The organism is Pseudomonas delhiensis (assembly GCF_900187975.1).
Lineage (GTDB): Bacteria > Pseudomonadota > Gammaproteobacteria > Pseudomonadales > Pseudomonadaceae > Pseudomonas > Pseudomonas delhiensis.
On the sequence record NZ_FZPC01000015.1, the window covers coordinates 38,023 to 60,863 of the forward strand.

Annotated in this window: 14 protein-coding genes; 10 read left to right on the top strand and 4 right to left on the bottom strand. The window is 71.0% G+C overall.

What is annotated here, in order from left to right; all coding sequences use genetic code 11:
* Positions 1-6 precede the first annotated feature (6 nt).
* Positions 7-1,671, bottom strand: coding sequence for a response regulator (locus tag CHC02_RS14880; RefSeq protein ID WP_089392234.1), 1,665 nt, complete (start codon positions 1,669-1,671; stop codon positions 7-9).
* 163 nt (positions 1,672-1,834) lie between these two features.
* On the opposite strand from CHC02_RS14880, the gene CHC02_RS14885 reads away from it, so the two are divergent.
* On the top strand, positions 1,835-5,596 hold the full coding sequence (locus CHC02_RS14885; protein ID WP_167364805.1) for a YadA-like family protein: 3,762 nt from the start codon (positions 1,835-1,837) through the stop codon (positions 5,594-5,596).
* A 34-nt stretch (positions 5,597-5,630) separates the two neighbouring features.
* Here CHC02_RS14885 and ptrR read toward each other — a convergent pair whose 3' ends face one another.
* On the bottom strand, positions 5,631-6,515 hold the full coding sequence (gene ptrR, locus CHC02_RS14890) for a putrescine utilization regulator PtrR (protein ID WP_089392236.1): 885 nt from the start codon (positions 6,513-6,515) through the stop codon (positions 5,631-5,633).
* A gap of 103 nt (positions 6,516-6,618) precedes the next feature.
* Between ptrR and CHC02_RS14895 the strand changes: the two genes are divergently transcribed.
* Positions 6,619-8,007, top strand: coding sequence for an aldehyde dehydrogenase family protein (locus tag CHC02_RS14895; protein WP_089392237.1), 1,389 nt, complete (start codon positions 6,619-6,621; stop codon positions 8,005-8,007).
* A gap of 56 nt (positions 8,008-8,063) precedes the next feature.
* Here CHC02_RS14895 and CHC02_RS14900 read toward each other — a convergent pair whose 3' ends face one another.
* The gene (locus CHC02_RS14900) at positions 8,064-8,831 is read right to left on the bottom strand and encodes an IclR family transcriptional regulator (RefSeq protein ID WP_089392238.1); all 768 of its coding nucleotides are present in this window, start codon (positions 8,829-8,831) and stop codon (positions 8,064-8,066) included.
* A 221-nt stretch (positions 8,832-9,052) separates the two neighbouring features.
* Between CHC02_RS14900 and CHC02_RS14905 the strand changes: the two genes are divergently transcribed.
* The 4 genes from CHC02_RS14905 (at position 9,053) to CHC02_RS14920 (ending at position 15,828) form a co-directional block, all read left to right on the top strand.
* Positions 9,053-10,180 (top strand): efflux RND transporter periplasmic adaptor subunit, encoded by a 1,128-nt coding sequence (locus CHC02_RS14905; protein ID WP_089392239.1) that lies wholly within the window; start codon positions 9,053-9,055, stop codon positions 10,178-10,180.
* Between the two features lie 39 nt (positions 10,181-10,219).
* Positions 10,220-13,360 (top strand): efflux RND transporter permease subunit, encoded by a 3,141-nt coding sequence (locus CHC02_RS14910; protein WP_089392240.1) that lies wholly within the window; start codon positions 10,220-10,222, stop codon positions 13,358-13,360.
* Complete coding sequence (locus CHC02_RS14915) at positions 13,357-14,754, top strand: efflux transporter outer membrane subunit (protein WP_089392241.1); 1,398 nt, start codon at positions 13,357-13,359, stop codon at positions 14,752-14,754. Before CHC02_RS14910 ends, CHC02_RS14915 begins: the two co-directional genes overlap by 4 nt.
* A 78-nt stretch (positions 14,755-14,832) precedes the next feature.
* Entirely contained in the window at positions 14,833-15,828 is a 996-nt protein-coding gene (locus CHC02_RS14920) for a LysR family transcriptional regulator (RefSeq protein ID WP_089392242.1), read from the top strand.
* On the opposite strand, the gene CHC02_RS14925 is transcribed toward CHC02_RS14920, so the two are convergent.
* Entirely contained in the window at positions 15,798-16,568 is a 771-nt protein-coding gene (locus CHC02_RS14925; RefSeq protein WP_089392325.1) for a TetR/AcrR family transcriptional regulator, read from the bottom strand. The genes CHC02_RS14920 and CHC02_RS14925 overlap by 31 nt on opposite strands.
* 482 nt (positions 16,569-17,050) lie before the next feature.
* Between CHC02_RS14925 and CHC02_RS14930 the strand changes: the two genes are divergently transcribed.
* The 4 genes from CHC02_RS14930 (at position 17,051) to aceF (ending at position 22,830) form a co-directional block, all read left to right on the top strand.
* Positions 17,051-18,265: an acyl-CoA dehydrogenase family protein gene (locus tag CHC02_RS14930; RefSeq protein ID WP_244160935.1), complete on the top strand. Its 1,215-nt coding sequence runs from the start codon at positions 17,051-17,053 to the stop codon at positions 18,263-18,265.
* Between the two features lie 14 nt (positions 18,266-18,279).
* A complete protein-coding gene (locus tag CHC02_RS14935) occupies positions 18,280-18,786 on the top strand; it encodes a flavin reductase family protein (RefSeq protein ID WP_089392244.1) in 507 nt (168 codons plus the stop codon).
* Positions 18,787-18,885: 99 nt separating this feature from the next.
* Positions 18,886-21,537 carry an alpha-ketoglutarate dehydrogenase gene (gene mdeB, locus CHC02_RS14940; RefSeq protein WP_089392245.1) on the top strand — a complete coding sequence of 884 codons (2,652 nt, stop codon included), beginning with the start codon at positions 18,886-18,888 and terminating at the stop codon, positions 21,535-21,537.
* Positions 21,538-21,549: 12 nt separating this feature from the next.
* Complete coding sequence (aceF, locus tag CHC02_RS14945; protein ID WP_089392246.1) at positions 21,550-22,830, top strand: dihydrolipoyllysine-residue acetyltransferase; 1,281 nt, start codon at positions 21,550-21,552, stop codon at positions 22,828-22,830.
* Positions 22,831-22,841: the final 11 nt, after the last annotated feature.

Genomic DNA, 22,841 nt, shown 5'->3' on the forward strand with positions numbered 1-22,841 from the left:
CTGAATCTAGTAGGGGGAGCTGGCCCTGGGCATGCGCAGCATTACCTCGATCTCCAGGGCCTGGTCGGTTCCCCGGGCCAGGTCGAGCCGGCCGTCGAGCAAGGTCGCCAGTTGCTCGGCCAACAGCCAGCGCACGCTGGACAAGGGCGCCGCCGGCGCGCCCAGGCGGCCGAGCAGGCGCAGCCGCCAGCTGACGTGGTCGATGTCCGTCTCCCGGGAGTCGGCATGGATGTCCAGCTGGGCGGCACCCAGGCTCATGGCGTGCAGCAGCAGTGTGCGCACCAGTTGCGCATAGCGCTCGGCATCCACCCAGCCCCAGCGCCTGTGCGTATCGGGGTAGAAGTTCCAGGCCGGCAGCAGCCCGTCCGGCGCCTGCTCCAGCACCTGCTGCGTCAGCTGGTTGAGGTCGGCGACATAGGGCGTGGCGGACACCAGGCCCTGTTCGAGTTGCACCAGTTCGTTCAGCAGCCCGGTGTTCTGCTGCAGGCGTTCCAGCAGCATGTCCGCCTGCGCGCCCTGGCCTTGCAGCAGGGCGCGCAGGCTGGCCAGGTCGCCGGCCATGGCCTGCCCATGCTCGATCAGGTACTGGCCGCGGCGCTTGCGTATGGCGTGGGCGTAGGCCAGCTGCTCGCGCAGGGCTTCCAGTTCCCGCTGCTGTTCGCCGATGTCCAGCGTGGTGCAGAGCATGCCCAGGAAGGCGCCGTCGTCGTCCGTCACCGGTACGCCGCTGTGCTTGACCACGCGCCGCTCGCCCTTCACCCGGATGGCGATCACCATCATGTAGGGGATGCGCTTTTCCACGGCGGCCTCGAAGGTCTTGCGCGCGTAGTCGAGGTGCTCCAGCTCCACCAGGCCGACCTCCGCCGGCCGGCTCCCCAGCAGGTCGGCGGTATCGATGCCGAGGAAATCGAACATTGCCCGGTTCGCCGCCAGGATGCGCATGTCGGCGTCGCGCAGGCAGATCGGGTAGGGAATCCGGTCGAAGAGCGCATTGAATCGCGCCTCGCCGCCTGCCGCTTCCGGCTGCCGGGCGGCGCCCTGGGCGGAGGTCGCCACCAGGCCGCGCTGGGCGGCCACCCGCAGCAGCTCCACCAGCGAGCGGGTATTGGTCTTCTCCAGCAGCCGCGCCTTGTAGGTGCTGACGGTGCGGTCGCTGATGGCCATCTCCCCGGCGATCTCCTTGACCCGCAAGCCGTCCGCCAGGTAGTGCAGCACGGTGATTTCCCGGGCGGTCAGGCGCTCGCCCGGGCCATCCTCCGCTTCGCCGGCCGGCGGTTGCGCATGCACGGCGCTGGCGTTGAAGTAGGTCTTGCCGGCCAGCAACTGGTCCACCGCGTCGCCGAACACCTCCAGCGCCTCGTGCTTGTCGACGAAGCCACGGGCGCCGGCCGCCACGCACAGGTGCTCGTAGACCTCGGCCGGGAAGGCGGTGAACACCAGGATGCGCAGGCCGCGCTGCTGGCTGAGCAGGCGGCGGATGACGTCCAGGCCGCCCAGGCGGGGGATGTCCAGGTCCAGCACCACCAGGTCGGGACGCGCCCGGCGCACCGCGTCCAGGCCGTCCACGCCATTGCCGGCCGTGCCGACCACCGCGTGCCCGGCCCGCTCGAGTTCGGCGGCGATGCCCCGCTGGCTGCCCGGTTGCGGGTCGATGATGACGATGCGGCTCATGGTGGGTCCGTCCTTGCGGGAGCGTCGCCGGAAAGGATAGTCCGGCCGCGCGGGGCCGGCGCTATCAGGCTTCGACTACGGCGGTTTCGTGCGTGCACGACAGCGCGGCGGGGCCAGTGGGCGGAGCATGGCGGGCATTTCCCGATCCCCTGGAGTGCTCGTCATGAACCGTATCTTTCGCGTTGTCTGGAACCGGGCCCGGCGTGGCTGGGTGGTCGCCAGCGAATGGGCCCGCCCGCGGGCCGGCAAGGCCGGCCGTGCCCGGGCGGTCGGCGGCTCGGTGGTCATCGGCCTTGCGGTGCTGAGCGACCCGGCCGCCACCGCCGCCCTGGCCGAGGAGGCAGAAGAGCGCGAAGGCCTCTCGACGCCTTCGGCGGCGATGCTGGTCCTGCCTGGCGAAGAAGTGCCGGCCAGCCGGCTGGGCGCCATGCTGGCGGCCCAGCCGCAGGCCAGCGGCACCGATTCGCTAGCCCTGGGCAACGATGCCAAGGCCACGGCCCTGGAGAGCATCGCCATCGGCAAGGGCGCGGATGCCAGCGGGGCGAGAAGCACCGTGGTGGGGGCGCGCTCCTGGGCCCAGCCGGGCGCCGAGAACGCGGTGGTCGTGGGCAACGATTCCCTGGCCGGTGCGGCCGACACCCTGGTGTTGGGCAGCAAGGCCAAGGCCACGGCCAGGAACAGCGTGGCGCTGGGGCAGGGCGCCGTGGCCGATCGGGAAAGCGCGGTGTCCATCGGCAAGAGCGGCGCCGAGCGCTACATCACCCACGTCAAGGCGGGCGAGCAGGGCACCGACGCGGTCAACAAGACCCAGTTGGATGCGCTGGCGACGACGGTGACGGGCAACAAGGGGCTGTTCGACACCCTGGCGACGTCCGTGCAGGAGGTCGTCGAGCGCGGCACCCGCTACTTCCGCAGCAACTCGCAAGGTGCCGCGGCCAGCGCGACGGGCATCGACGCGCTGGCCGCCGGGCCCGGCGCCTCGGCGGCGGCGAGGGACAGCGTCGCCATCGGCAACGGCGCCGGCACCGCCGTGGACGAGGGCAGCCGCGAGCGCCTGGGGCGCAGCGTGGCGCTGGGCTACCAGGCCGGCGCCGAGCGGGAATACGCCATCGCCCTGGGCGCCAGGGCCAGGGCCCAGGGCGACTCGAGCATCGCCCTGGGCGCGCAGAGCCAGGCGCGCGGGTACGACAGCATCGCCCTGGGCACCAGCACCACCACGGCCAATGACTGGAGCACCGCGCTTGGCGGCTACTCCTCCACCCGGGGCGTGGCCGCCACGGCGGTGGGCTACAAGGCCGGCGCCAGCGGCAAGAGCAGCGTCGCCGTCGGCGAGGCCGCCTCTGCCGGCGCCGACTACACGACCGTCACCGGGGCGCAAGCCGGCGCCGCCGGCAAGCGTGGCACGGCCCTGGGCTTCCAGGCCAACGCCACGGGCGCGCAGAGCACGGTGGTGGGCACCCTGGCGCGCGCCAACGCGGCAGCCGAGGATGGGGTGGCGCTGGGCTTCAATGCCTCGGTGACCCACAAGGGCAGCATGGCCCTGGGCGCCAACGCCACCACGAAGAGCGCCAACAGCGTGGCCCTGGGCAGCGGCTCGGTGGCCGACCGCGCGGACAGCGTTTCCCTCGGCAAGGCCGGCGCCGAGCGGCAGATCATCCATGTCGCGGCGGGCAGCGCCGCCACCGATGCGGTGAACAAGGCGCAACTCGATGGCGTGGCGGGCGAGGTCAGCACCAACCGCGGGCTGTTCGACGGCCTGGCCACCCAGGTGGGCGAACTCTTCGAGCGCGGCAGCAAGTACTTCCGCAGCAATTCCGATGGCGCGGCGGCGAATGCGCTCGGCCAGCACGCCATCGCCGCGGGCGCCGAATCGACGGCGCAGGGCGTTGCCAGCGTCGCGGCGGGCTACCAGGCCATGGCGCAAGGCGACAACGCCACGGCCATCGGGCGTGGCGCCAAGGCCGGCGGCGAGGCGAGCGTGGCGCTGGGCTTCGGCGCCAACGCCACCAAACTCAACAGCACCGCCCTGGGCAGCGGCGCCAAGGCCAGTGCCGATGCCGCCACCACGCTGGGCGCCTACGCCAGCGCCACCCATGGCGCCGCCACCGCCGTCGGGACCGGCAGCAAGGCCCGCGGCCAGATGTCCGCTGCCCTGGGCGCCTACGCCGAGGCGAATGCGGCTGGCAGCGTGGCCCTGGGCAGCCATTCGGTGGCCGACCGGGAGCGCAGCGTATCGGTCGGCAGCGCCGGCAAGGAGCGCTACATCACCCACGTCAAGGCCGGGGAGCAGGGCACCGACGCGGTCAACCTCGACCAGCTCAATGCCCTGGCCGGCGAGGTGGGGCAACTGGACAGCGGTGGCACCAGGTATTTCCGCGTCAACTCGGCGCGCGACGGCGCCATCGCTACCGGCATCGACTCGCTGGCGGCCGGGCCACAGGCCTCGGCGGCGGCGCAGGATGGCATCGCCCTCGGCCGCCAGGCCCAGGCCCAGGGGCTGGCCGGCCTGGCGCTGGGCGCCGGGGCCCAGGCCCGGGGCGGCAACAGCGTGGCGCTGGGCGCCGATTCGGTCGCCGCGGGCGATGACGAGGTGTCGGTGGGCAACGCGATGCTCAAGCGTCGCCTGACCAACGTGGCCGATGGCGTGGAGAGTTCCGATGCCGCCACCATGGGGCAGCTCGATGCCCTGTCGAGCAGCATCGGCGACATGAACAACAGCGGCACCCGCTACTTCCAGGCCAAGGCCGGCCCCAGCCTGCGGGCGGCGGACGATGCGGCCGTGGCAAGCGGCGACAACGCCATGGCCGCGGGGACCCGCGCGCTCGCCGCGGGCGCCTCGTCCGCGGCGGTCGGCAACGCGGCCCAGGCCCTGGCGGACAATGCCACCGCCGTCGGCACCGGCGCTACGGCCAGCGGGGCGGGGGCCAGCGCCCTGGGCGAGAACGCCAGCGCCGGCGGCACCGCTTCGACAGCGCTGGGCAGTAACGCCCGCGCCACGGCGAGCAACAGCGCCGCCATCGGCAACGGTGCCAGCGCCAGCGCGGAGAACGCGGTGGCGCTGGGCGCCGGCTCGACGGCCGACCGGGCCGACAGCGTCTCGGTCGGCAGCCAGGGCAGCGAACGGCAGATCACCAACGTCGCCCAGGGCACCCAGGGCACCGATGCCGTCAACCTCGACCAGTTGCGCAACGCCGTCGACGGCTCGGCGAGCGCCACCAACCAGAACATCGCCCAGGTGGACAGTCGCCTCGGCGAGGTGGCCGGCACTGTCGGCAAGCTGCAGCAGGGCACCGATGGGATGTTCCAGGTCGACAACCACTCGAAGCTGGCGAAACCCGCGGCCAGCGGCCGCGACAGCGTGGCCGGCGGCAGTGGTGCGGTGGCCTCCGGCGACAACGCCACCGCCCTTGGCAGCCGCGCCCGGGCCGAGGCGCGGAATGCCCTGGCCATTGGCGACAATGCCCAGGCCAAGGCCAGCAACTCGGTGGCGCTGGGCGCCAACTCGGTGGCCGAGCGCAGCGACAGCGTGTCGGTCGGCAGCGCCGGCGCGGCGCGGCAGATCACCAACCTGGCCGCCGGCACCCAGGCCACCGACGCGGTCAACCTGGGCCAGCTCAACAGTGGCCTGGGCAATGCCAAGGCCTACACCGACGCGGCCTACCGCAGCCTGCGCAAGGACCTGAACCAGCTCGACGACGACCTCAGCGCCGGCATCGCCGGGGCCATGGCCGCGCTGCCGCAGCCCCACACGCCGGGCGCCAGCATGACATCCGTGGGCATGGGCAGCTTCCGTGGCGAGTCCTCGCTGGCGGTCGGCGTGTCGCACATCTCCAGGGACGGCAAATGGGTCAGCAAGCTGCAGGGCAGCACCGACAGCGACGGCGACGTCGGTGTCTCGGTCGGTGTGGGGTACCAGTGGGACTGAGCCGGGCGAAAAGGCGATGAGCCGACCGGCGCTGTCAGCCCCCGGCCATGTCCAGCGCCGCCGCCTGCTCCCGCACCAGCTGGCGGAACAGCTCCAGCGAGCGCGAGCGCGAGTCGTTGCGCCAGACCAGCCAGGTGTTCAGCCGGGCGAAGTCGCCGGCCATGGGCCAGGCGCTGACCGAGGCGCTGCCCGGCATGTTCGCCAGCATGCTGCGCGGCATCACCGCCAGGCCGCCGCCTGCGCTCACGCAGGCCAGCATGCTGTGGTAGGACTCCAGTTCGCGGATGGCGCCGGGCGCGGCGCCGTCGGCGGCGAACCAGCGTTCGAAGTGGTGGCGGTAGGAGCAGTTGTCGCGGAACACGTAGATCATCTCGCCGTGGGCGTCCTGGCCACGGCGGATCGGCGCGTGGTGCGAGGGGGCGACCACCAGCATCTGTTCGTCGAACACCGGCATGCCTTCCAGCGCCGGGTGTTTGATCGGGCCGTCGACGAAGGCGGCGATTAGCTTCCCGGCGATCACTCCGTCGATCATCGCCCCGGAAGGCCCGGTGGACAGGTCCAGCTCCACCTTCGGGTACTGCTGGTGGTAGCGCGCCAGCAGCCTGGGGATGCGCACCGCCGCCGTGCTTTCCAGCGAGCCGAGGGGGAAGCGCCCGCTGGGCTCCTTGCCGGACACCGCCACCCGCGCTTCTTCCACCAGGCCGAGGATGCGCGTGGCGTAGGCGAGGAAATCGTGCCCGGCCACGGAGAGCCGCAGGCGGTTCTTCTCGCGGATGAACAGCTCGGCATCGAGGTCCGCCTCCAGCTGCCTGATCCGCGTGGTGAGGTTGGAGGGCACGCGGTGCATGGCCTGCGCGGCGGCGGCGATGCTCTTGTGGGTGACCACCGCGCAGAAGATCTCCAGCTGGACCAGGTCCATTTCATTCTCCAAACGAGAGTGTAATGCTCTTTATTATTCAGTTTTCATAAGTATCACTCAACGCGAAACTGGCGCTACCCCAATCCGCCCCCAGGAGCGCGCCATGAGCATCACGCCCCAGACCCACGCGATTTCCCGCAACCCCGCCACCGGCGAGGTGATCGACAGCTACGCCTTCGAGTCCGCCGAGGCCCTGGAACAGGCCCTGGCCCGCGCGGCCCAGGGCTATGCCGGCTGGCGGCGCACCCCGCTGGCGCAGCGCGCCACCGCGCTGGTCCGCCTCGGCCAGGCCCTGCGCGCCAACGCCGATGCCTTGGCCGAGCGCATCACCGCCGAGATGGGCAAGCCGATCACCCAGGCGCGCGGCGAGGTGGAGAAGTGCGCCGGGCTCTGCGACTGGTACGCGGCCAACGGCCCACGGATGCTCGCCCCCGAGCCGACCAGCGTGGAACACGAGCGCGCCTGGATCGAATACCGCCCGCTGGGCCCGATCCTCGCGGTGATGCCGTGGAACTTCCCCATCTGGCAGGTGCTGCGCGGGGCCGTGCCGGCACTGCTGGCGGGCAATACCTATGTGCTCAAGCACGCGCCCAACGTCATGGGCTGCGCCTACCTGCTGCTCCAGGCGTTCCGCCAGGCGCAGTTCCCGGCGGGCGTGTTCGAGGTGATCAACGTCGGCAACGACCTGGTGTCCCAGGCCATCCGCGACGCGCGCATCGCCGCCGTCACCGTGACCGGCAGCGTGCGCGCCGGCTCGGCCATCGGCGCCCAGGCGGGCGCGGCGCTGAAGAAGTGCGTGCTGGAGCTGGGCGGCTCGGACGCCTTCATCGTGCTGGCCGACGCGGACCTGGACCTGGCGGTGAAGGCGGCGGTCGCCGGGCGCTTCCAGAATTCCGGCCAGGTCTGCGCCGCGGCCAAGCGCTTCATCGTCGAGGACGGCATCGCCGATGCCTTCACCGAGCGCTTCGTCGCCGCCGTCCGCGAGTTGGCGATGGGCGACCCGACCCAGGCGCGGACCTACGTCGGCCCCATGGCGCGCTTCGACCTGCGCGACGAACTGCACGACCAGGTGCAGCGCACCCTCGCCGAGGGCGCCAGCCTGCTGCTGGGCGGCGACAAGGCGCAGGGCCCGGGCAACTTCTACCAGCCCACCGTGCTGGCCGAGGTCACCCCGCGGATGACCTCGTTCCGCGAGGAGCTGTTCGGCCCGGTGGCCTCGATCATCCGCGCCAGGGACGCCCGTCACGCCCTGGCGCTGGCCAACGACAGCGACTTCGGCCTGACCGCCACGGTGTTCAGCGCCGACCAGGCCCGCGCGCGGCAGATGGCCGACGAGCTGGAGGTGGGCGGCGTGTTCATCAACGGCTACAGCGCCAGCGACGCCCGCGTCGGCTTCGGCGGCGTGAAGAAGAGCGGCTTCGGCCGCGAGCTGTCGCACTTCGGGGTGCGCGAGTTCTGCAATGCGCAGACCGTCTGGGTGGATCGCCGCTGAGCTGAGCTGGGCGGTAGCGGCCGGCGCCAGGCGGCGCCGGCTCTCCCGCGGGCCGGCTAGACGCCCGCCTGCCGGCTGATGTCCGCCTTGCAGACCGCCAGGGCCTCGCGGAACTCGGCTTCGCGCGCCTGGAAGCGCGCGGTGGGCGCCACCACCGACACCGCGTGCGGCCCCATGAAGGTGGGGATCAGGATGCTGATGGCGCTGATGCCCGGCGTGTGTTCCTCGTTGTCCCGGGCCATGCCGCTGTCGCGGATGCCGCGCATTTCCGCGAGCAGCGCCGGCAGGTCGCGGGTGTTGGCGGTCAGCCGGGCCGGGGAGGGGCCCAGCCACTCGGCGATGCCCGCGTCGTCCAGGGTGGACAGCAGCACCTTGCCGTCGGCGGTGGAATGCATGGGCAGCGAGTGGCCCATGGGGATCACCACGCGCAGCTCGGTCTCGGCCACCACGCGGTCGATCACGTGGGTCTGGCGGGCGCGGATGCAGGACAGCGACACGGTTTCCTGCAGGGCGTCGCAGAGCTGCTCCAGGGCGTGCCGGGCCAGCGAGATGATGTCGCTGTGGGCCTGGTGGATCAGCTGCCCCAGCGCCGGGCCCAGGCGGTAGCCGCTGCCGGGGCGGATGGCCTCCACCAGCGCCTCGGCCTCCAGCGCGCCGATGATGCGCTGCACCGTCGAGCGCGGCAGCCCGACGGCCTGGGCGATGGCCGCCAGGCTCAGGCCCTGGGGCTGCGCGCCCAGCGCCCGCATGATGGCGCTGGCCCGGGCGATCACCTGGATGCCGCCGCTGCGCGCCTCTTCCGGCATGTCTTTCTCTTCGCTCATCTCGTTCCTCGAAGCTCTGCATCGCCGCGTGCGCCTTGGCGACCGGCGGAGTGTACAGGCTTGCCGCGCGCTCGGCAGGCGTCGTGAATTCGGTTGTACCATATTGCGATACAAATAACCGTATTGTGATACACTGCCGCCTCGCCCGATCCCGGCCTCGTCTCCGGAGGAAGTCCTCCGCGCGGCCGTCCGGGCAGTGGCGGCATGTCCAAGGAGAAACGATGAAAGTCAGAGCTTTGCGGAGCCTCGGGGCCCTGTTGTCGACGGCGCTGGTGCTGGCGGCCTGTGGCAAGACCGAGCAGAAGATGGCGGAGCCGGCCCCCGAGGTGGGGGTGGTGGAACTCAAGGCGCAGGACGTCCTGCTCAGCAGCGACCTGCCCGGGCGCACCGCGCCCTACCGCGTCGCCGAAGTGCGCCCGCAGGTCGGCGGGATCATCCAGAAGCGCCTGTTCAGCGAAGGCAGCGTGGTGAAGAAGGGCCAGCAGCTCTACCAGATCGACCCGGCGCTGTACCAGGCCGCGCTGGACAAGGCCCAGGCCACCCGCGACAGCGCGCGCAACCTGGCCGAGCGCTACCAGCGCCTGCTGCAGACGCGCGCCATCAGCCGCCAGCAGTACGACGACGCCCAGGCGGCCTGGAAGCAGGCCGAGGCCGAGCTGAAGACCGCCCGCATCAACCTGGAGTACACCCGCGTGCTGGCGCCCATCGACGGCCGCATCAGCCGCTCCAACGTCACCGAGGGCGCGCTGGTGAACGCCGGCCAGGCCCGGGAACTGGCCTCCATCAACCAGCTCGACCCCATCTACGTCGACGTCAACCAGGCCTCCACCGATATGCTGCGGCTGCGCCGCGAGCTGGATTCCGGGCAGTTGGGCATGGCCGGCCCGGGCCAGGTACAGGTGCGGCTGACCCTGGAGGACGGCTCGCGCTACCCGCTGCCCGGGGTGCTGAAGTTTTCCGAGGTGACCGTGGAGCCGAGCACCGGCGCGGTGACCCTGCGCGCGGTCTTTCCCAACCCGGACGGCATCCTGCTGCCGGGCATGTTCGTCCACGGCTCCCTGGCCGAGGGCATGCGCCGCCAGGCGCTGCTGGTGCCGCAGCAGGGTATCGGCCGCGACCTCAAGGGCGAGGCCACCGCCTGGGTGGTGGGCGAGGGCGACAAGGCCGAGCTGCGCCACGTGCAGGTGTCGCGCACCCTCGGCAACCAGTGGCTGGTGGAGTCGGGCCTGGCCGCCGGCGAGCGCGTGGTCACCGAGGGCGTGCAGCGCGTGCGCCCCGGCGCCGTGCTCAGGCCGGTGGCGGCGAACAACGTCGCGCCCGTCCAGACCCTCGCCAGCTCCCGCCCGTAGAGCTGCCCCGGCCTAGCCGCAATCTTCCGGTAATTCCCAATGGCATCCTTCTTCATCAACCGGCCGATCTTCGCCTGGGTGATCGCGATCGTGATCATGCTGGCGGGCGGGCTTTCCATCCTCAAGCTGCCGGTCAACCAGTACCCGAACATCGCCGCGCCGGCGATCATCACCACCGTCACCTATCCCGGCGCCTCGGCGCAGACGGTGCAGGACACCGTGGTGCAACCCATCGAGCAGCAGCTGAACAACCTCGACGGGCTGCGCTACATCTCCTCGGAGAGCAACGCCGACGGTAGCACCAGCATCATCGTCACCTTCGACCAGGGCACCGACCCGGACATCGCCCAGGTGCAGGTGCAGAACAAGCTGCAGCTGGCCACCCCGCTGCTGCCCGAAGAGGTGCAGAAGCAGGGGCTGCGGGTGGCCAAGTACCAGATCAACTTCATGCTCATCGTCGGCCTGTATTCCGAGGACGGCAGCATGGACGACTTCGACATCGGCAACTACATCGCCTCCAACCTCAAGGACCCGATCACCCGCACCCGGGGTGTCGGCGACTTCCTGCTGCTGGGCGCGCAGTACGCCATGCGTATCTGGATCGACCCGCAGAAGCTGCTCAGCTACCAACTGACCCCGCAGGATGTGATCGATGCCGTGCGCGCGGAAAACGTGCAGGTGTCCTCCGGCGCCCTCGGCGGCCTGCCGACCCACCAGGGCGTGCAGCTCAACGCCACGGTGCTGGGCATGTCGCGGATGACCACCGCCGCGCAGTTCCGCGAAATCCTCCTGAAGGTCGAGCCGGACGGCTCGCAGGTGCGCCTGAAGGACGTGGCCGAGGTCGGCCTGGGTTCGGAGAACTTCTCCATCTCCGGCACCTACAACGGCAAGCCGGCGGCGGCCATCGCCCTGCGCCTGGCCACCGGGGCCAACCTGCTGGACACCGTCAAGCGCGTGCACGAGACCGTGGCAGAGCTCGAGCCCTATTTCCCCAAGGGCCTGAAGGTGGTCTACCCGTACGACACCTCGCCGGTGGTCGGCGCCTCCATCCACGAGGTGGTCAAGACGCTGTTCGAAGGCATCCTGCTGGTGTTCCTGGTGATGTACCTGTTCATGCAGAACCTGCGCGCCACGCTGATCCCCACCCTGGCGGTGCCGGTGGTGCTGCTGGGCACCTTCGGCGTGCTGGCGGCCTGCGGCTTCACCATCAACACCCTGACCATGTTCGGCATGGTCCTGGCCATCGGCCTGCTGGTGGACGACGCCATCGTGGTGGTGGAGAACGTCGAGCGGGTGATGGTGGAGGAGGGACTCCCGCCCCGGGAGGCCACGCGCAAGTCCATGGGGCAGATCCAGGGCGCGCTGGTGGGCATCGCCATGGTGCTGTCCGCGGTGTTCGTGCCCATGGCCTTCTTCGGCGGCGCCACCGGCATCATCTACCGGCAGTTCTCCATCACCATCGTCTCGGCCATGGCCCTGTCGGTGCTGGTGGCGATGATCTTCACCCCGGCGCTGTGCGCCACCCTGCTCAAGCCGGCGGGCCCGGGGCACCATGAAAAGAGGGGCTTCTTCGGCTGGTTCAACCGCAGCTTCGACCGCGGCGCCGAGCGCTACAAGACCGGCGTGGCCGCCATCGTCCGGCGCAAGGGGCTGTTCCTGGGCATCTACGGGCTGATCGTGGTCGCGCTGGCGTGGCTGTTCCCGCAGATTCCCACCGCCTTCCTGCCCGACGAGGACCAGGGCAACATGGTGGTGCAGGTGCAGATGCCGAGCAACGCCAGCGCCGCCCGCACCCAGGTGGTACTGGACGAGATCCGCGACTACCTGCTGCAGGACGAGGCCGGGCTGATCGACTCCGCCTACACGGTGAACGGCTTCAACTTCGCCGGCCGCGGGCAGAACTCCGGGATGCTCTTCGTCGGCCTGAAGCCGTGGGAAGCGCGCAGCGGCCGCGACGACACCAGCATCTTCGCCCTGTCCCAGCGCCTGCAGGCACGGATCGCGCAGATCAAGGACGGCACGGCCATCGCCATCGTGCCGCCGGCGATCCTGGAGATGGGCAACGCCACCGGCTTCGACCTGTTCCTCCAGGACCGCGTCGGCCTGGGCCACGAGAAGCTCATGCAGGCCCGCGACCGCTTCCTCGAACTGGCCGCCGCCGACCCGGTGCTGAAGAACGTGCGGCCCAACGGCATGAACGACGAGCCGCAGTACCAGGTGGTCATCGACAAGGAGAAGGCCCGCGCGCTGCAGGTCAGCATCAGCGACATCAACGCCACCATGAGCACCGCCTGGGGCTCGGCCTACGTCAACGACTTCGTCGACCGCGGGCGGGTGAAGAAGGTCTACGTGCAGGGCGCCATCGACTCGCGCATCTCGCCCGAGGACTTCGCCAGGTGGTACGTGCGCAACGCCCGCGGCGAGATGGTCAAGTTCTCCGCCTTCGCTTCCGGCTACTGGACCTACGGCTCGCCCAAGCTGGAGCGCTACAACGGCGTGCCGGCGGTGGAGATCCAGGGCGAGCCGGCCGCCGGCTACAGCTCGGGCGACGCCATGCAGGCGGTGGCGCGCATCGTCGCCCAGCTGCCCGACGGCATCGGCCTGCAGTTCACCGGCATCTCCTACGAGGAGCGCCTGTCCGGCTCCCAGGCGCCGGCGCTGTACGCCATCTCGGTGCTGATCGTGTTCCTCTGCCTGGCGGCCCTCTACGAAAGCTGGACGGTACCCCTGGCGGTGATCATGGTGGTGCCGCTGGGCGTCATCGGCGCGGTGCTGGCCACCCTCGGCCGGGGCCTGGCCAACGACGTGTTCTTCCAGGTCGGCCTGCTCACCACCGTGGGGCTGTCGGCGAAGAACGCCATCCTCATCGTCGAGTTCGCCAAGGCGCTGCACGAGCAGGGCATGCCGTTGCTGAAGGCGGCGGCGGAAGCAGCGCGCCTGCGCCTGCGGCCGATCGTCATGACTTCGCTGGCCTTCGTCCTGGGCGTGCTGCCGCTGGCCATCTCGAACGGGCCGGGCTCCGGCAGCCAGCACTCCATCGGCACCGGGGTGGTGGGCGGCATGCTCACGGCGACCTTCCTCGCGGTGTTCTTCGTGCCGATGTTCTACGTGCTGATCACCCGCCTGTTCAGCCGCCAGGCCAAGCGCGGCACCGCCCCCGACCAAGGAGAACACGCATGAGACACGACGGACTGCGGGCGGCGCTGGGCGCCGCCCTGGCCCTGGGCGCGCTGGCCGGCTGTTCGCTGGCGCCGCACTACGAGCGCCCGCCGAGCCCGGTGGCCGAGGACTGGGCCACGCCTCAGGCCGGCGAGGCGCAGCGGCCGCTGCCCTGGCGGGAGTTCTTCGCCGACCCGGCGCTGGCGGGCCTGATCGCCGATGCCCTGGAGAACAACCGCGACCTGCGCGTGGCCGTGCTGAACATCGAGAAGGCGCGGGCGCAGTACCGCATCAGCCGCGCCGACCTGCTGCCCTCGGTGGACGCCGGCGTCTCCGGCAACGGCCAGCGCACGCCGGCGGACCTGTCCAGCAGCGGCCGCACGGCGACCACCCATCGCTACGACGCCGGGGTGGGCTTCGCCTCCTACGAGGTGGACTTCTTCGGCCGCGTGCGCAGCCTCAACGAGCAGGCGCTGGAGGCCTACCTGCAGACGGTGGAGGCGCAGCGCGCCGCGCGCATCGCCCTGGTCGCCGAGGTGGCCACGGCCTGGTACCAGCTGCAGGCGGACCTGCAGGCCCTGGCCATCGCCCGGCAGACCCTGGAAAGCCAGCGGCAGAGCTACGCCACCATCCGCAGCAGCTACGAGGCGGAAGTCGCCACCGAGCTGGACCTGAGCCAGGCGGAAAGCACGGTGCGGGCCGCCGAGGCCAGCCAGGCGCAGTACCGGCGCCTGGTGGAGCAGGACGGCAACGCGCTGGTGCTGCTGGTGGGCAAGCCGCTGGAGCCGCAACGGCTGCGCCAGGCGGCCCCGCAGGCGCTGGCGCTGGACGCGCCGCTGCCGGCGGGCTTGCCCTCGGCGGCGCTGACGCGGCGCCCGGACATCCTCGCCGCCGAGCACGCGCTCAAGGCCGCCAACGCCAACATAGGCGCAGCGCGCGCGGCCTTCTTCCCGCGCATCGGCCTGACCGCCTCGGCCGGCTCGGCCAGCGCCGAGCTGGGCCAGCTGTTCGCCGGCGGGCAGGGGGCCTGGAGCTTCGTGCCGTCGATCAGCCTGCCGATCTTCGACTGGGGCCGCAACCAGGCCAACCTCGACGTGGCCAGGGTGCAGACCTCCATCGAGGTGGCCAACTACCAGAAGGCCATCCAGGTGGCCTTCCGCGAGGTGGCCGATGGCCTGGCCGCACGCGGCACCCTGCAGGAGCAGGTGCGCGCCCAGGCGCTGCTGGTGAAGGCCAACGCCCATTCCTACGACCTGGCCCGGGCCCGCTACGAACAGGGCGTGGACACCTACCTCAACGCCCTGGACGCCCAGCGCGCCCTGTTCGCCGCGCAGCAGGAGCTGGTGGCCACCGAACTGGCCCGCGAGCAGAACCGGGTCGCGCTGTACAAGGCCCTGGGCGGGGGTGACAGGTGACGGGCGCGGCCCGCGGCGGGGCAGGGCGCCTCATCCCCGGCCCGCCCGGGCCGAAGGCCGCCGGATAGGAGACGGGCCATGGACCTCTTGCAAGGCATGCAGGCCTTCGTGCGAGTGGTGGAAAGCGGCAGCTTCAGCCAGGCCGCCCGCGCCCTGGACATGTCGCCCTCGAAGGTCTCGCGGCTGGTCGCCGCGCTGGAGGAGCGGCTCGGCGCGCGCCTGCTGCAGCGCACCACCCGCAGCGTGGCGGTGACCGAGAGCGGCCGGCGCTACTTCAAGCGCTGCAAGGGCATCCTCGGCGAGATCGACGCCGCCGCCGCCGAGGCCGCCGGCTCCCGCTCGCGGGCCTGCGGGCGGCTGCGCCTGCACGCGGCCACCGAGTTCGGGCTGGAACACCTGACGCCGCTGATCGTCGAATACTGCGAGCGCTACCCCGAGGTGTCCATCGACCTGTCGCTGACCCAGGGCACCCCGGCCTTGCTGGAGGAGGGGCTGGACGTGCTGGTCACCCTGGCCCGCGGGCTGCCCGACTCGGCCTTCGTCGCCCAGCGCCTGGGCGGGGTGTTCGGCGTGGTCTGCGCCGCGCCGGCGTACCTGGCCCGGCACGGCGTGCCGCGCAGCCCGGAGGCGCTGCGGGAGCACCGCTGCCTGATGCTGGCCGACCCGCTGTTCCCCGACGGCTGGCACTTCGCCGAGGGCGACGGCGAGGCGCCCTTCGCCTTCGAGGACGTGCTCAAGGTCAACCTGCCCGAGGCGGCCAGCCAGGCGGCGGCGTCCGGCATGGGCGTGTGCCTGCTGCCCAGCTTCGTCGCCGCCAGGGCATTGCGCGAGGGGCGCCTGCTGCGGGTGCTGCCCGAGTGGCGCCTGCACACCCGCGAGGTGTTCGCGCTCTATTCCTCGCGGCGCTTCCTCGACGCCAAGATCCGCACCTGGGTCGACTTCCTCAAGCAGCGCCTGCCCCAGGCCTTCGCCCGCGACCAGGCGGTGCTCGACGACCCGCGCTACTGGGCGCGCCCCGGCGCCACCGGCCGAGCGAACCGGGCTCAGGCGCCCGAGGGCGCTTCCCGGCGGTAGGCGAGGAAGGCGCGGCCCTCCCGCGAGTTGAGGTTCAGCGCCCACACCGGGCGCGGCAGGTCCAGCTCGCCCGAGCCCCAGGCCTGCAGGTAGCCCAGCGAGAAGCCCACGCCGCGCCGGCAGGCGGCCGCGTCGTAGCCGACGCTGGCCATGGCCATGTGCACGCAGGCGTCCATGTACTCGTTGACCTTCTCCACCCCCTGCAGGATGGTCTGGATGCACAGGGCCGAGGCGCCCATGAGGAAGTCGGTGGCGGCGTCGCTGCGCTCGAAGTCCAACTCGCCGGCGGCGCGGCCGCTCTCCAGGTCGCGCGCCATGTATTCGGCCACCAGCGCATGGTGCGGCCAGACGTCGACGCGGGTGACGAAGCCGGCCCACTTGCGGTCCAGCAGGGCGCGCACCAGGAACACCCGGAAACCCACCGAGATGCGCTTCCACGGTTCCTGGAGGATGTCGTAGAGCGGCAGGATGTCGGTGGTCATCTGGTTGCTCAGGTCCTGGCCGAGGGCGACCAGCACCTGGTCCAGCGAATCGAAGTAGCGGTAGAAGGTGCCGCGCGAGACCTTGGCCTCGCGGATCACGTCGTCGATCACCGGCGGCGTGGTGCCGGGCTCGGCGAATACCCGCATGGCCGCGTCGAGCAGGCGCGTGCGCATCAGCAGGCGTTTCTTCTCCGCCATCTTCGGGCGGTGGTCGGCGCTGGCCCGCCCGCGGGGGGCGGCCTGTTCACTGTCGGACACGGACTTCATCTCCTGGAGTGACAAAATGTCATTGTTAAAACCTATGCCGATTGTCGGCCGGATAAATTTATTTTATCGAGGCCCTTGAACGGCGCGGGCGTCTGTCCTACATTGCTGCTCAATGTCGGAATGACAAGTATGTTCGATCTTTAGCTTCTTCGTCAGTCCGGCGGTTTCGTCATAAAAACAACAGGAGACGAAAAATGATCCGCAATGCCTTGCCGCCCCGCCTGTCCCGCCCGCTTCCTCCGCCGCCGCGCCGCAAGCGCCCGCGCGCCTGATATTTCCCCGCATCCCTAGACAACCCGGGTAGTCGCATGCCTTCGGGGCCGCCAAGGTCCTGAGCGACGGCGCACGCCCGTACGCGACCCCTTGCCGACCGTTGCGCCTGGTGGCCGCGGCCCGGGGGATTCGTTCGCCCAGAACAAATGAATGACACTTTAGTCATTGTGACATAGAAGGTCGACGCCATGAAAGAAGCGATGAAAGTATCCGACGTCAGCGTGCTGCCGGTGGCCGAGCAGGGCCCCTCCCTGCAGGAACTGGTCAAGCGCGCCGAAGCGCTGCAGCCGCTGCTGCGCAAGAACGCCGCGGAATCGGAAAGGAATCGCCGCGCCAGCGAGGAGAACATCCAGGCCATCCAGGAGGCAGGCCTGTTCCGCCTGATGGTGCCCAGGCGCTTCGGCGGCCACGAAGGCACCCTGCGTTCCCACCTGGAAGTCTCCGCGGCGCTGGCCGAAGGCTGCGGCGGCACCGCCTGGGTGGCCGCGCTGACCAACGTCTGCGCCTGGTTCACCTGCCTGTTCAGCGAGCGCGCGCAGAACGAAGTGTTCGGCGCCAACCCCGACGCCCGCGTGGCCGGGGTGTTCAACGCATCCCCCAGCACCCGCCGCGTCGAGGGCGGCCTGGTGGTCTCCGGCAAGTGGTACTTCTCCTCCGGCAGCCTGCACGCCGACTGGGCCGCCGTGGGCGCCGAGGAACGCGACGCCAACGGCGCGCTGGTGGCCCAGTACCTGGCGCTGATCCCGCGCGAGCAGTTCTGCATCGAGGACACCTGGTTCACCACCGGCATGCGCGCCTCGGGCAGCAACTGCATCGTCGCCGAGGAGGTGTTCGTGCCCGACCACCGCCTGCTGAACATGGGCGCGGCCATCGAGGGCGAGTACCCCACCCCGTTCAAGGACGAGGCCAGCTACCGCCCGCTGTTCGTGCCCTTCGCCGCGCTGATCCTCAACGGCGCGCAGCTGGGCCTGGGCCGAGCCGCGCTGAAGTACGTGATCGACAACGCCCCGCGCCGCGCCATTGCCTACACCTCGTTCGAGAAGCAGACCGACTCGGTGCTGTTCCAGGCCCAGGTTGCCGAGGCCGCGCTGAAGATCGACAGCGCCGAGCTGCGCGCCTTCCGCGCCGCCGACGAGATCGACGCCGCGGCGCGCCAGGGCCGCAGGCTCGACGCCACCACCCGCGCGCGCATCCGCGCCGACGTCGGCCTGGTCAACAGCCACATCACCCAGGCCATCGACATCCTGCTGACCGCCCACGGCGCCGGCAGCTTCGCCGAGACCAGCCCGATGCAGCGCTGGTGGCGCGACTCCAACACCGCCGCGCGGCACGCCGTGGCCCTGCCGGCCATCGGCCTGGAGCTGTACGGCAAGGCCCTGCTGGGGCTGGAAAACACCGTCACCCCGCTGATCTGACCGGAGGCGCCGCCATGGACCCCAAACTCCTGCGTTCGGTGATGGGCCAGTTCGCCACCGGCGTCACCGTGGTGACCTACGTCGCCGACGGCGAGCCGGCGGGCATGACCGCCAACGCCTTCATGTCGGTGTCGCTGGAGCCGCCGCTGATCCTCGTCTCGGTGCGCAATTCCTCGCGCTTCAACCAGTGGGTGAAGGAGGGCGTGCGCTACGGCGTGAACTTCCTCGCCGAGACCCAGCGGCCGCTGAGCGCGCACTTCGGCGGGCGCCCGGAGGAGGGCCTGGCGCTGCCGTTCTGCCACCACCAGGACACCCCGCTGCTGGAAGGCAGCCTGGTGCAGCTGGTGGCGCGCACGGTGGACGTGCACCCGGCCGGCGACCACCAGCTGTACATCGGCGAGGTCGAGCACCTGCGCATCGGCGAACAGCGCAAGCCGCTGCTGTTCTACAGCGGCCGCTACCACCAGGTGCATGCCCGCTCGCCGGGCGCCGAGTGGAACGGCTGCCACGAAGGCTGGTGAGCCTCCCGACACCCTGACTGACCGCGCGAACGCACCGGCGCCCCGGCAACGGGGCGCCCGGGGCGGTTCGCGCCCGCCAACCCGATCGAGCAATACGCCATGACAGTCAAGATTCCCGAATTGCCCAGCGAGCAGGACAGCGATCGCCAGGAAACCCACGAATGGCTCGACGCCCTGGAGGCCGTGGCGCGCAGCGCCGGCGGCGAGCGCGTCGACTTCCTCCTGCAGCGCCTGGCCGAGCACGCCAGCCACCTGGGCGTGCGCCCCTCGGCGCACCCCTATTCGCTGTACCAGAACAGCATTCCCCTGGAACGGCAGCCGGCCTTCCCCGGCGACCTGGCCATGGAAGAGCGCATCACCTCGATCATCCGCTGGAACGCCCTGGCCATGGTGGCGCGGGCCAACAAGGCCTATGGCGAGCTGGGCGGCCACATCGCCAGCTACGCCTCGGCGGCGGAAATCTTCGAGGTCGGCTTCAACCACTTCTTCCGTGCCGACAGCGAGGCCGGCAAGGGCGACCTGGTGTACTTCCAGCCGCACTCGGCGCCCGGCGTCTACGCCCGCGCCTTCCTCGAAGGGCGCCTGGGCGAGGAACAGCTGCAACGCTACCGCCAGGAAGTGGACGGCGGCGGCCTGTGCTCCTACCCGCACCCCTGGCTGATGCCGGACTTCTGGCAGTTCCCCACCGGCTCCATGGGCATCGGCCCGATCAGCGCCATCTACCAGGCGCGCTTCCTCCGCTACCTGGAGCACCGCGGCATCGCCGACACCAGCCAGCGCCACGTCTGGGGCGTGTTCGGCGACGGCGAGATGGACGAGCCCGAGTCCCTCGCCGCGCTGTCCCTGGCCGCCCGCGAGAAGCTCGACAACCTGACCTTCGTGATCAACTGCAACCTGCAGCGCCTGGACGGCCCGGTGCGCGGCAACGGGCAGATCATCCAGGAGCTGGAGGCGCTGTTCAGCGGCGCCGGCTGGAACGTCATCAAGGTCATCTGGGGCTCGGACTGGGACGCGCTGTTCGCCCGCGACCGCAACCACGTGCTGCTGCGCCGCTTCGCCCACACCGTCGACGGCCAGTACCAGACCCTCGGCGCCAACGACGGCAGCTACAACCGCGCGCACTTCTTCGACCTGGACCCCGAGCTGCAGGCGCTGGTCTCGCACATGAGCCCCGAGGAGATCGACGGCCTGCGCCGCGGCGGCCACGACTTCCGCAAGCTGCACGCCGCCTTCGCCGCGGCCAGGGCGCACGACGGCCGGCCGACGGTGATCCTGGCCAAGACCAAGAAGGGCTTCGGCATGGGCCAGGCCGGCGAGTCGCGCAACACCTCGCACCAGCAGAAGAAGCTGGACATCGACGCGCTCAGGGCCTTCCGCGACCGCTTCGCCCTGCCGCTGGACGACGCCGCCCTGGAGGAAATGCGCTTCTACAAGCCGGCCGAGGACAGCGCCGAGCTGCGCTACCTGCGCGAGCGCCGCGAGGCCCTGGGCGGCTACCTGCCGCGCCGCGTCGGCCGCGCCGAGCCGCTGGCATTGCCGCCGCTGGACAGCTACGCGCAATTCGCCCTGCAGCCGGACGAGCGTGAAAGCTCCACCACCACCGCGGTGGTGCGGCTGTTCTCCAACCTGCTCAAGGACAAGCAGCTGGGCCCGCGCATCGTGCCCATCGTCGCCGACGAGGCGCGCACCTTCGGCATGGCCAACCTGTTCCGGCAGATCGGCATCTACTCGCCGGCCGGCCAGCTCTACGAGCCGGAAGACGCCGGGGCGATGCTCTACTACAAGGAAGCCCGCGACGGCCAGTTGCTGGAAGAGGGCATCACCGAGGCCGGGGCGATCTCCTCCTGGGTCGCGGCGGCCACCTCCTACAGCGTCAACGGCGTGCCCATGCTGCCGTTCTACATCTACTACTCGATGTTCGGCTTCCAGCGCGTCGGCGACCTCATCTGGGCCGCCGCCGACCAGCGCGCCCGCGGCTTCCTCATCGGCGCCACCGCCGGGCGCACCACCCTGGCCGGCGAGGGCCTGCAGCACCAGGACGGCACCAGCCAGCTGGTCGCCGCTACCGTGCCCAACTGCCGCGCCTACGACCCGGCCTTCGCCAGCGAGGCGGCGGTGATCATCGACCACGGCGGCCGGCGCATGCTCGAAGAACAGCACGACGAGTTCTACTACCTGACGGTGACCAACGAGAACTACGTGCAGGCCCCGCTGGACGCCGCCCAGCACGCCGACGTGATCAAGGGCATGCGCCTGTTCGGCACCCGCGGGGAGGGCAAGCCCGCGGTGCGCCTGCTCGGCTCCGGGGCCATCCTGCGCGAGGTCATCGCCGCCGCCGAGCTGCTCGCCGGGGACTGGGGCGTGGCCAGCGAGATCTGGAGCGTCACCAGCTTCTCCGAACTGGCCCGCGAGGCCCGCGAGGTCGAGCGCCAGCAACTGTTCGGCGGCGCCGCCGAGGCCCGCAGCCACCTGCAAGCCTGCCTGCCCGGCAGCGCCCCGGTGGTGGCCGCCAGCGACTACGTGCGCGGCTACGCGCAACTGATCGCGCCCTACCTGCAGGCCCCGTACACCGCGCTGGGCACCGACGGCTTCGGCCGCAGCGACACCCGCCCGGCGCTGCGCCGTTTCTTCGAGGTGGACCGCCAGCACATCGCCCTGGCGGCGCTGGCCGGCATCGACCGCGACAAGCATGCCCAGGCCCGCGAACGCTACGCCATCGACGGCGCCGCCGTCGCGCCCTGGAACCATTGAGGAGTGAACGCCATGCAACAACTGATGGTTCCGGACATCGGCGACTTCAAGGACCTGCCGGTGGTGGAGGTGCTGATCAAGGCCGGCGACGTGGTCGCCGTGGAACAGCCGCTGATCGTCCTCGAATCCGACAAGGCGGTGATGGACGTGCCCAGCACCCTGTCGTGCACCATTCGCGAGGTGCTGATCAAGCCCGGCGACAAGGTCTCCCAGGGCAGCGTGATCGCCCATATCGAAGCGGCCGGGGAGGGCGCGGCCGCACCTGCTGCTGCCGAGCCTGCGCCGGTCGTGGCGAAAGCCGAACCGCTGGCCGCCGCTCCCGCGCCCGTTGCGCAGCCCGTGCCGGCCGCCAGCGCCCCGGCGCCCAGCGTCGAGGAAGTGCGCAAGCCGCAGCTGGCCCTGGCCGGCCCGGCGGTGCGCAAGCTGGCCCGCGAGCTGGCCGTGGACCTCGACCAGGTGCCGGCCAGCGGCCCCAACGGCCGGGTGCTGCGCGAGGACGTGCTGGCCTTCGTCAAGGCCCAGCGCGAACAGCCGGCGGCCAGCGGCAAGGCCGGCGGCGGGCTCGACCTGCTGCCCTGGCCGCAGGTGGACTTCGCCCAGTTCGGCCATGTCGAGCGCCGCGCGCTGTCGCGCATCAAGCGCATCTCGGCGGCCAACCTGCACCGCAACTGGGTGAGCATCCCCCACGTCACCAACCACAGCCAGGCCGACGTCACCGAACTGGAGGCGCTGCGCGTGCAGCTCAACGCCGAGGCGCGCGAAGGCCAGGCCAAGGTCACCCTGCTGGCCTTCCTGATCAAGGCCTGCGTGGCGGCGCTGCAGCGCTTCCCGCAGTTCAACGTGAGCCTGGAGGGCGACGAGGTGGTGCAGAAGCACTACTTCCACATCGGCTTCGCCGCCGACACCCCCAATGGCCTGGTGGTGCCGGTGATCCGCGATGCCGACCGCAAGGGCATCGCCGCGCTGGCCGCGGAAATGGCCGAGCTGTCGCAACTGGCCCGCGCCGGCAAGCTGGCGCCGGCGCAGATGCAGGGCGGCTGCTTCTCCATCTCGTCCCTGGGCGGCATCGGCGGCGGCCACTTCACCCCGATCATCAACGCGCCCGAGGTGGCGATCCTCGGCGTCGGCCGCGCCGAGCTGCAACCGCGCTGGGACGGCAACGCCTTCCAGCCGCGCCTGCAGCTGCCGCTGTCGCTGTCCTGGGACCACCGCGCGGTGGACGGTGCCGAGGCCGGGCGCTTCCTCGCCCACCTGGCGACGCTGCTCGGCGACTTCCGCCGGGTACTGGTCTGACGACAACAAGA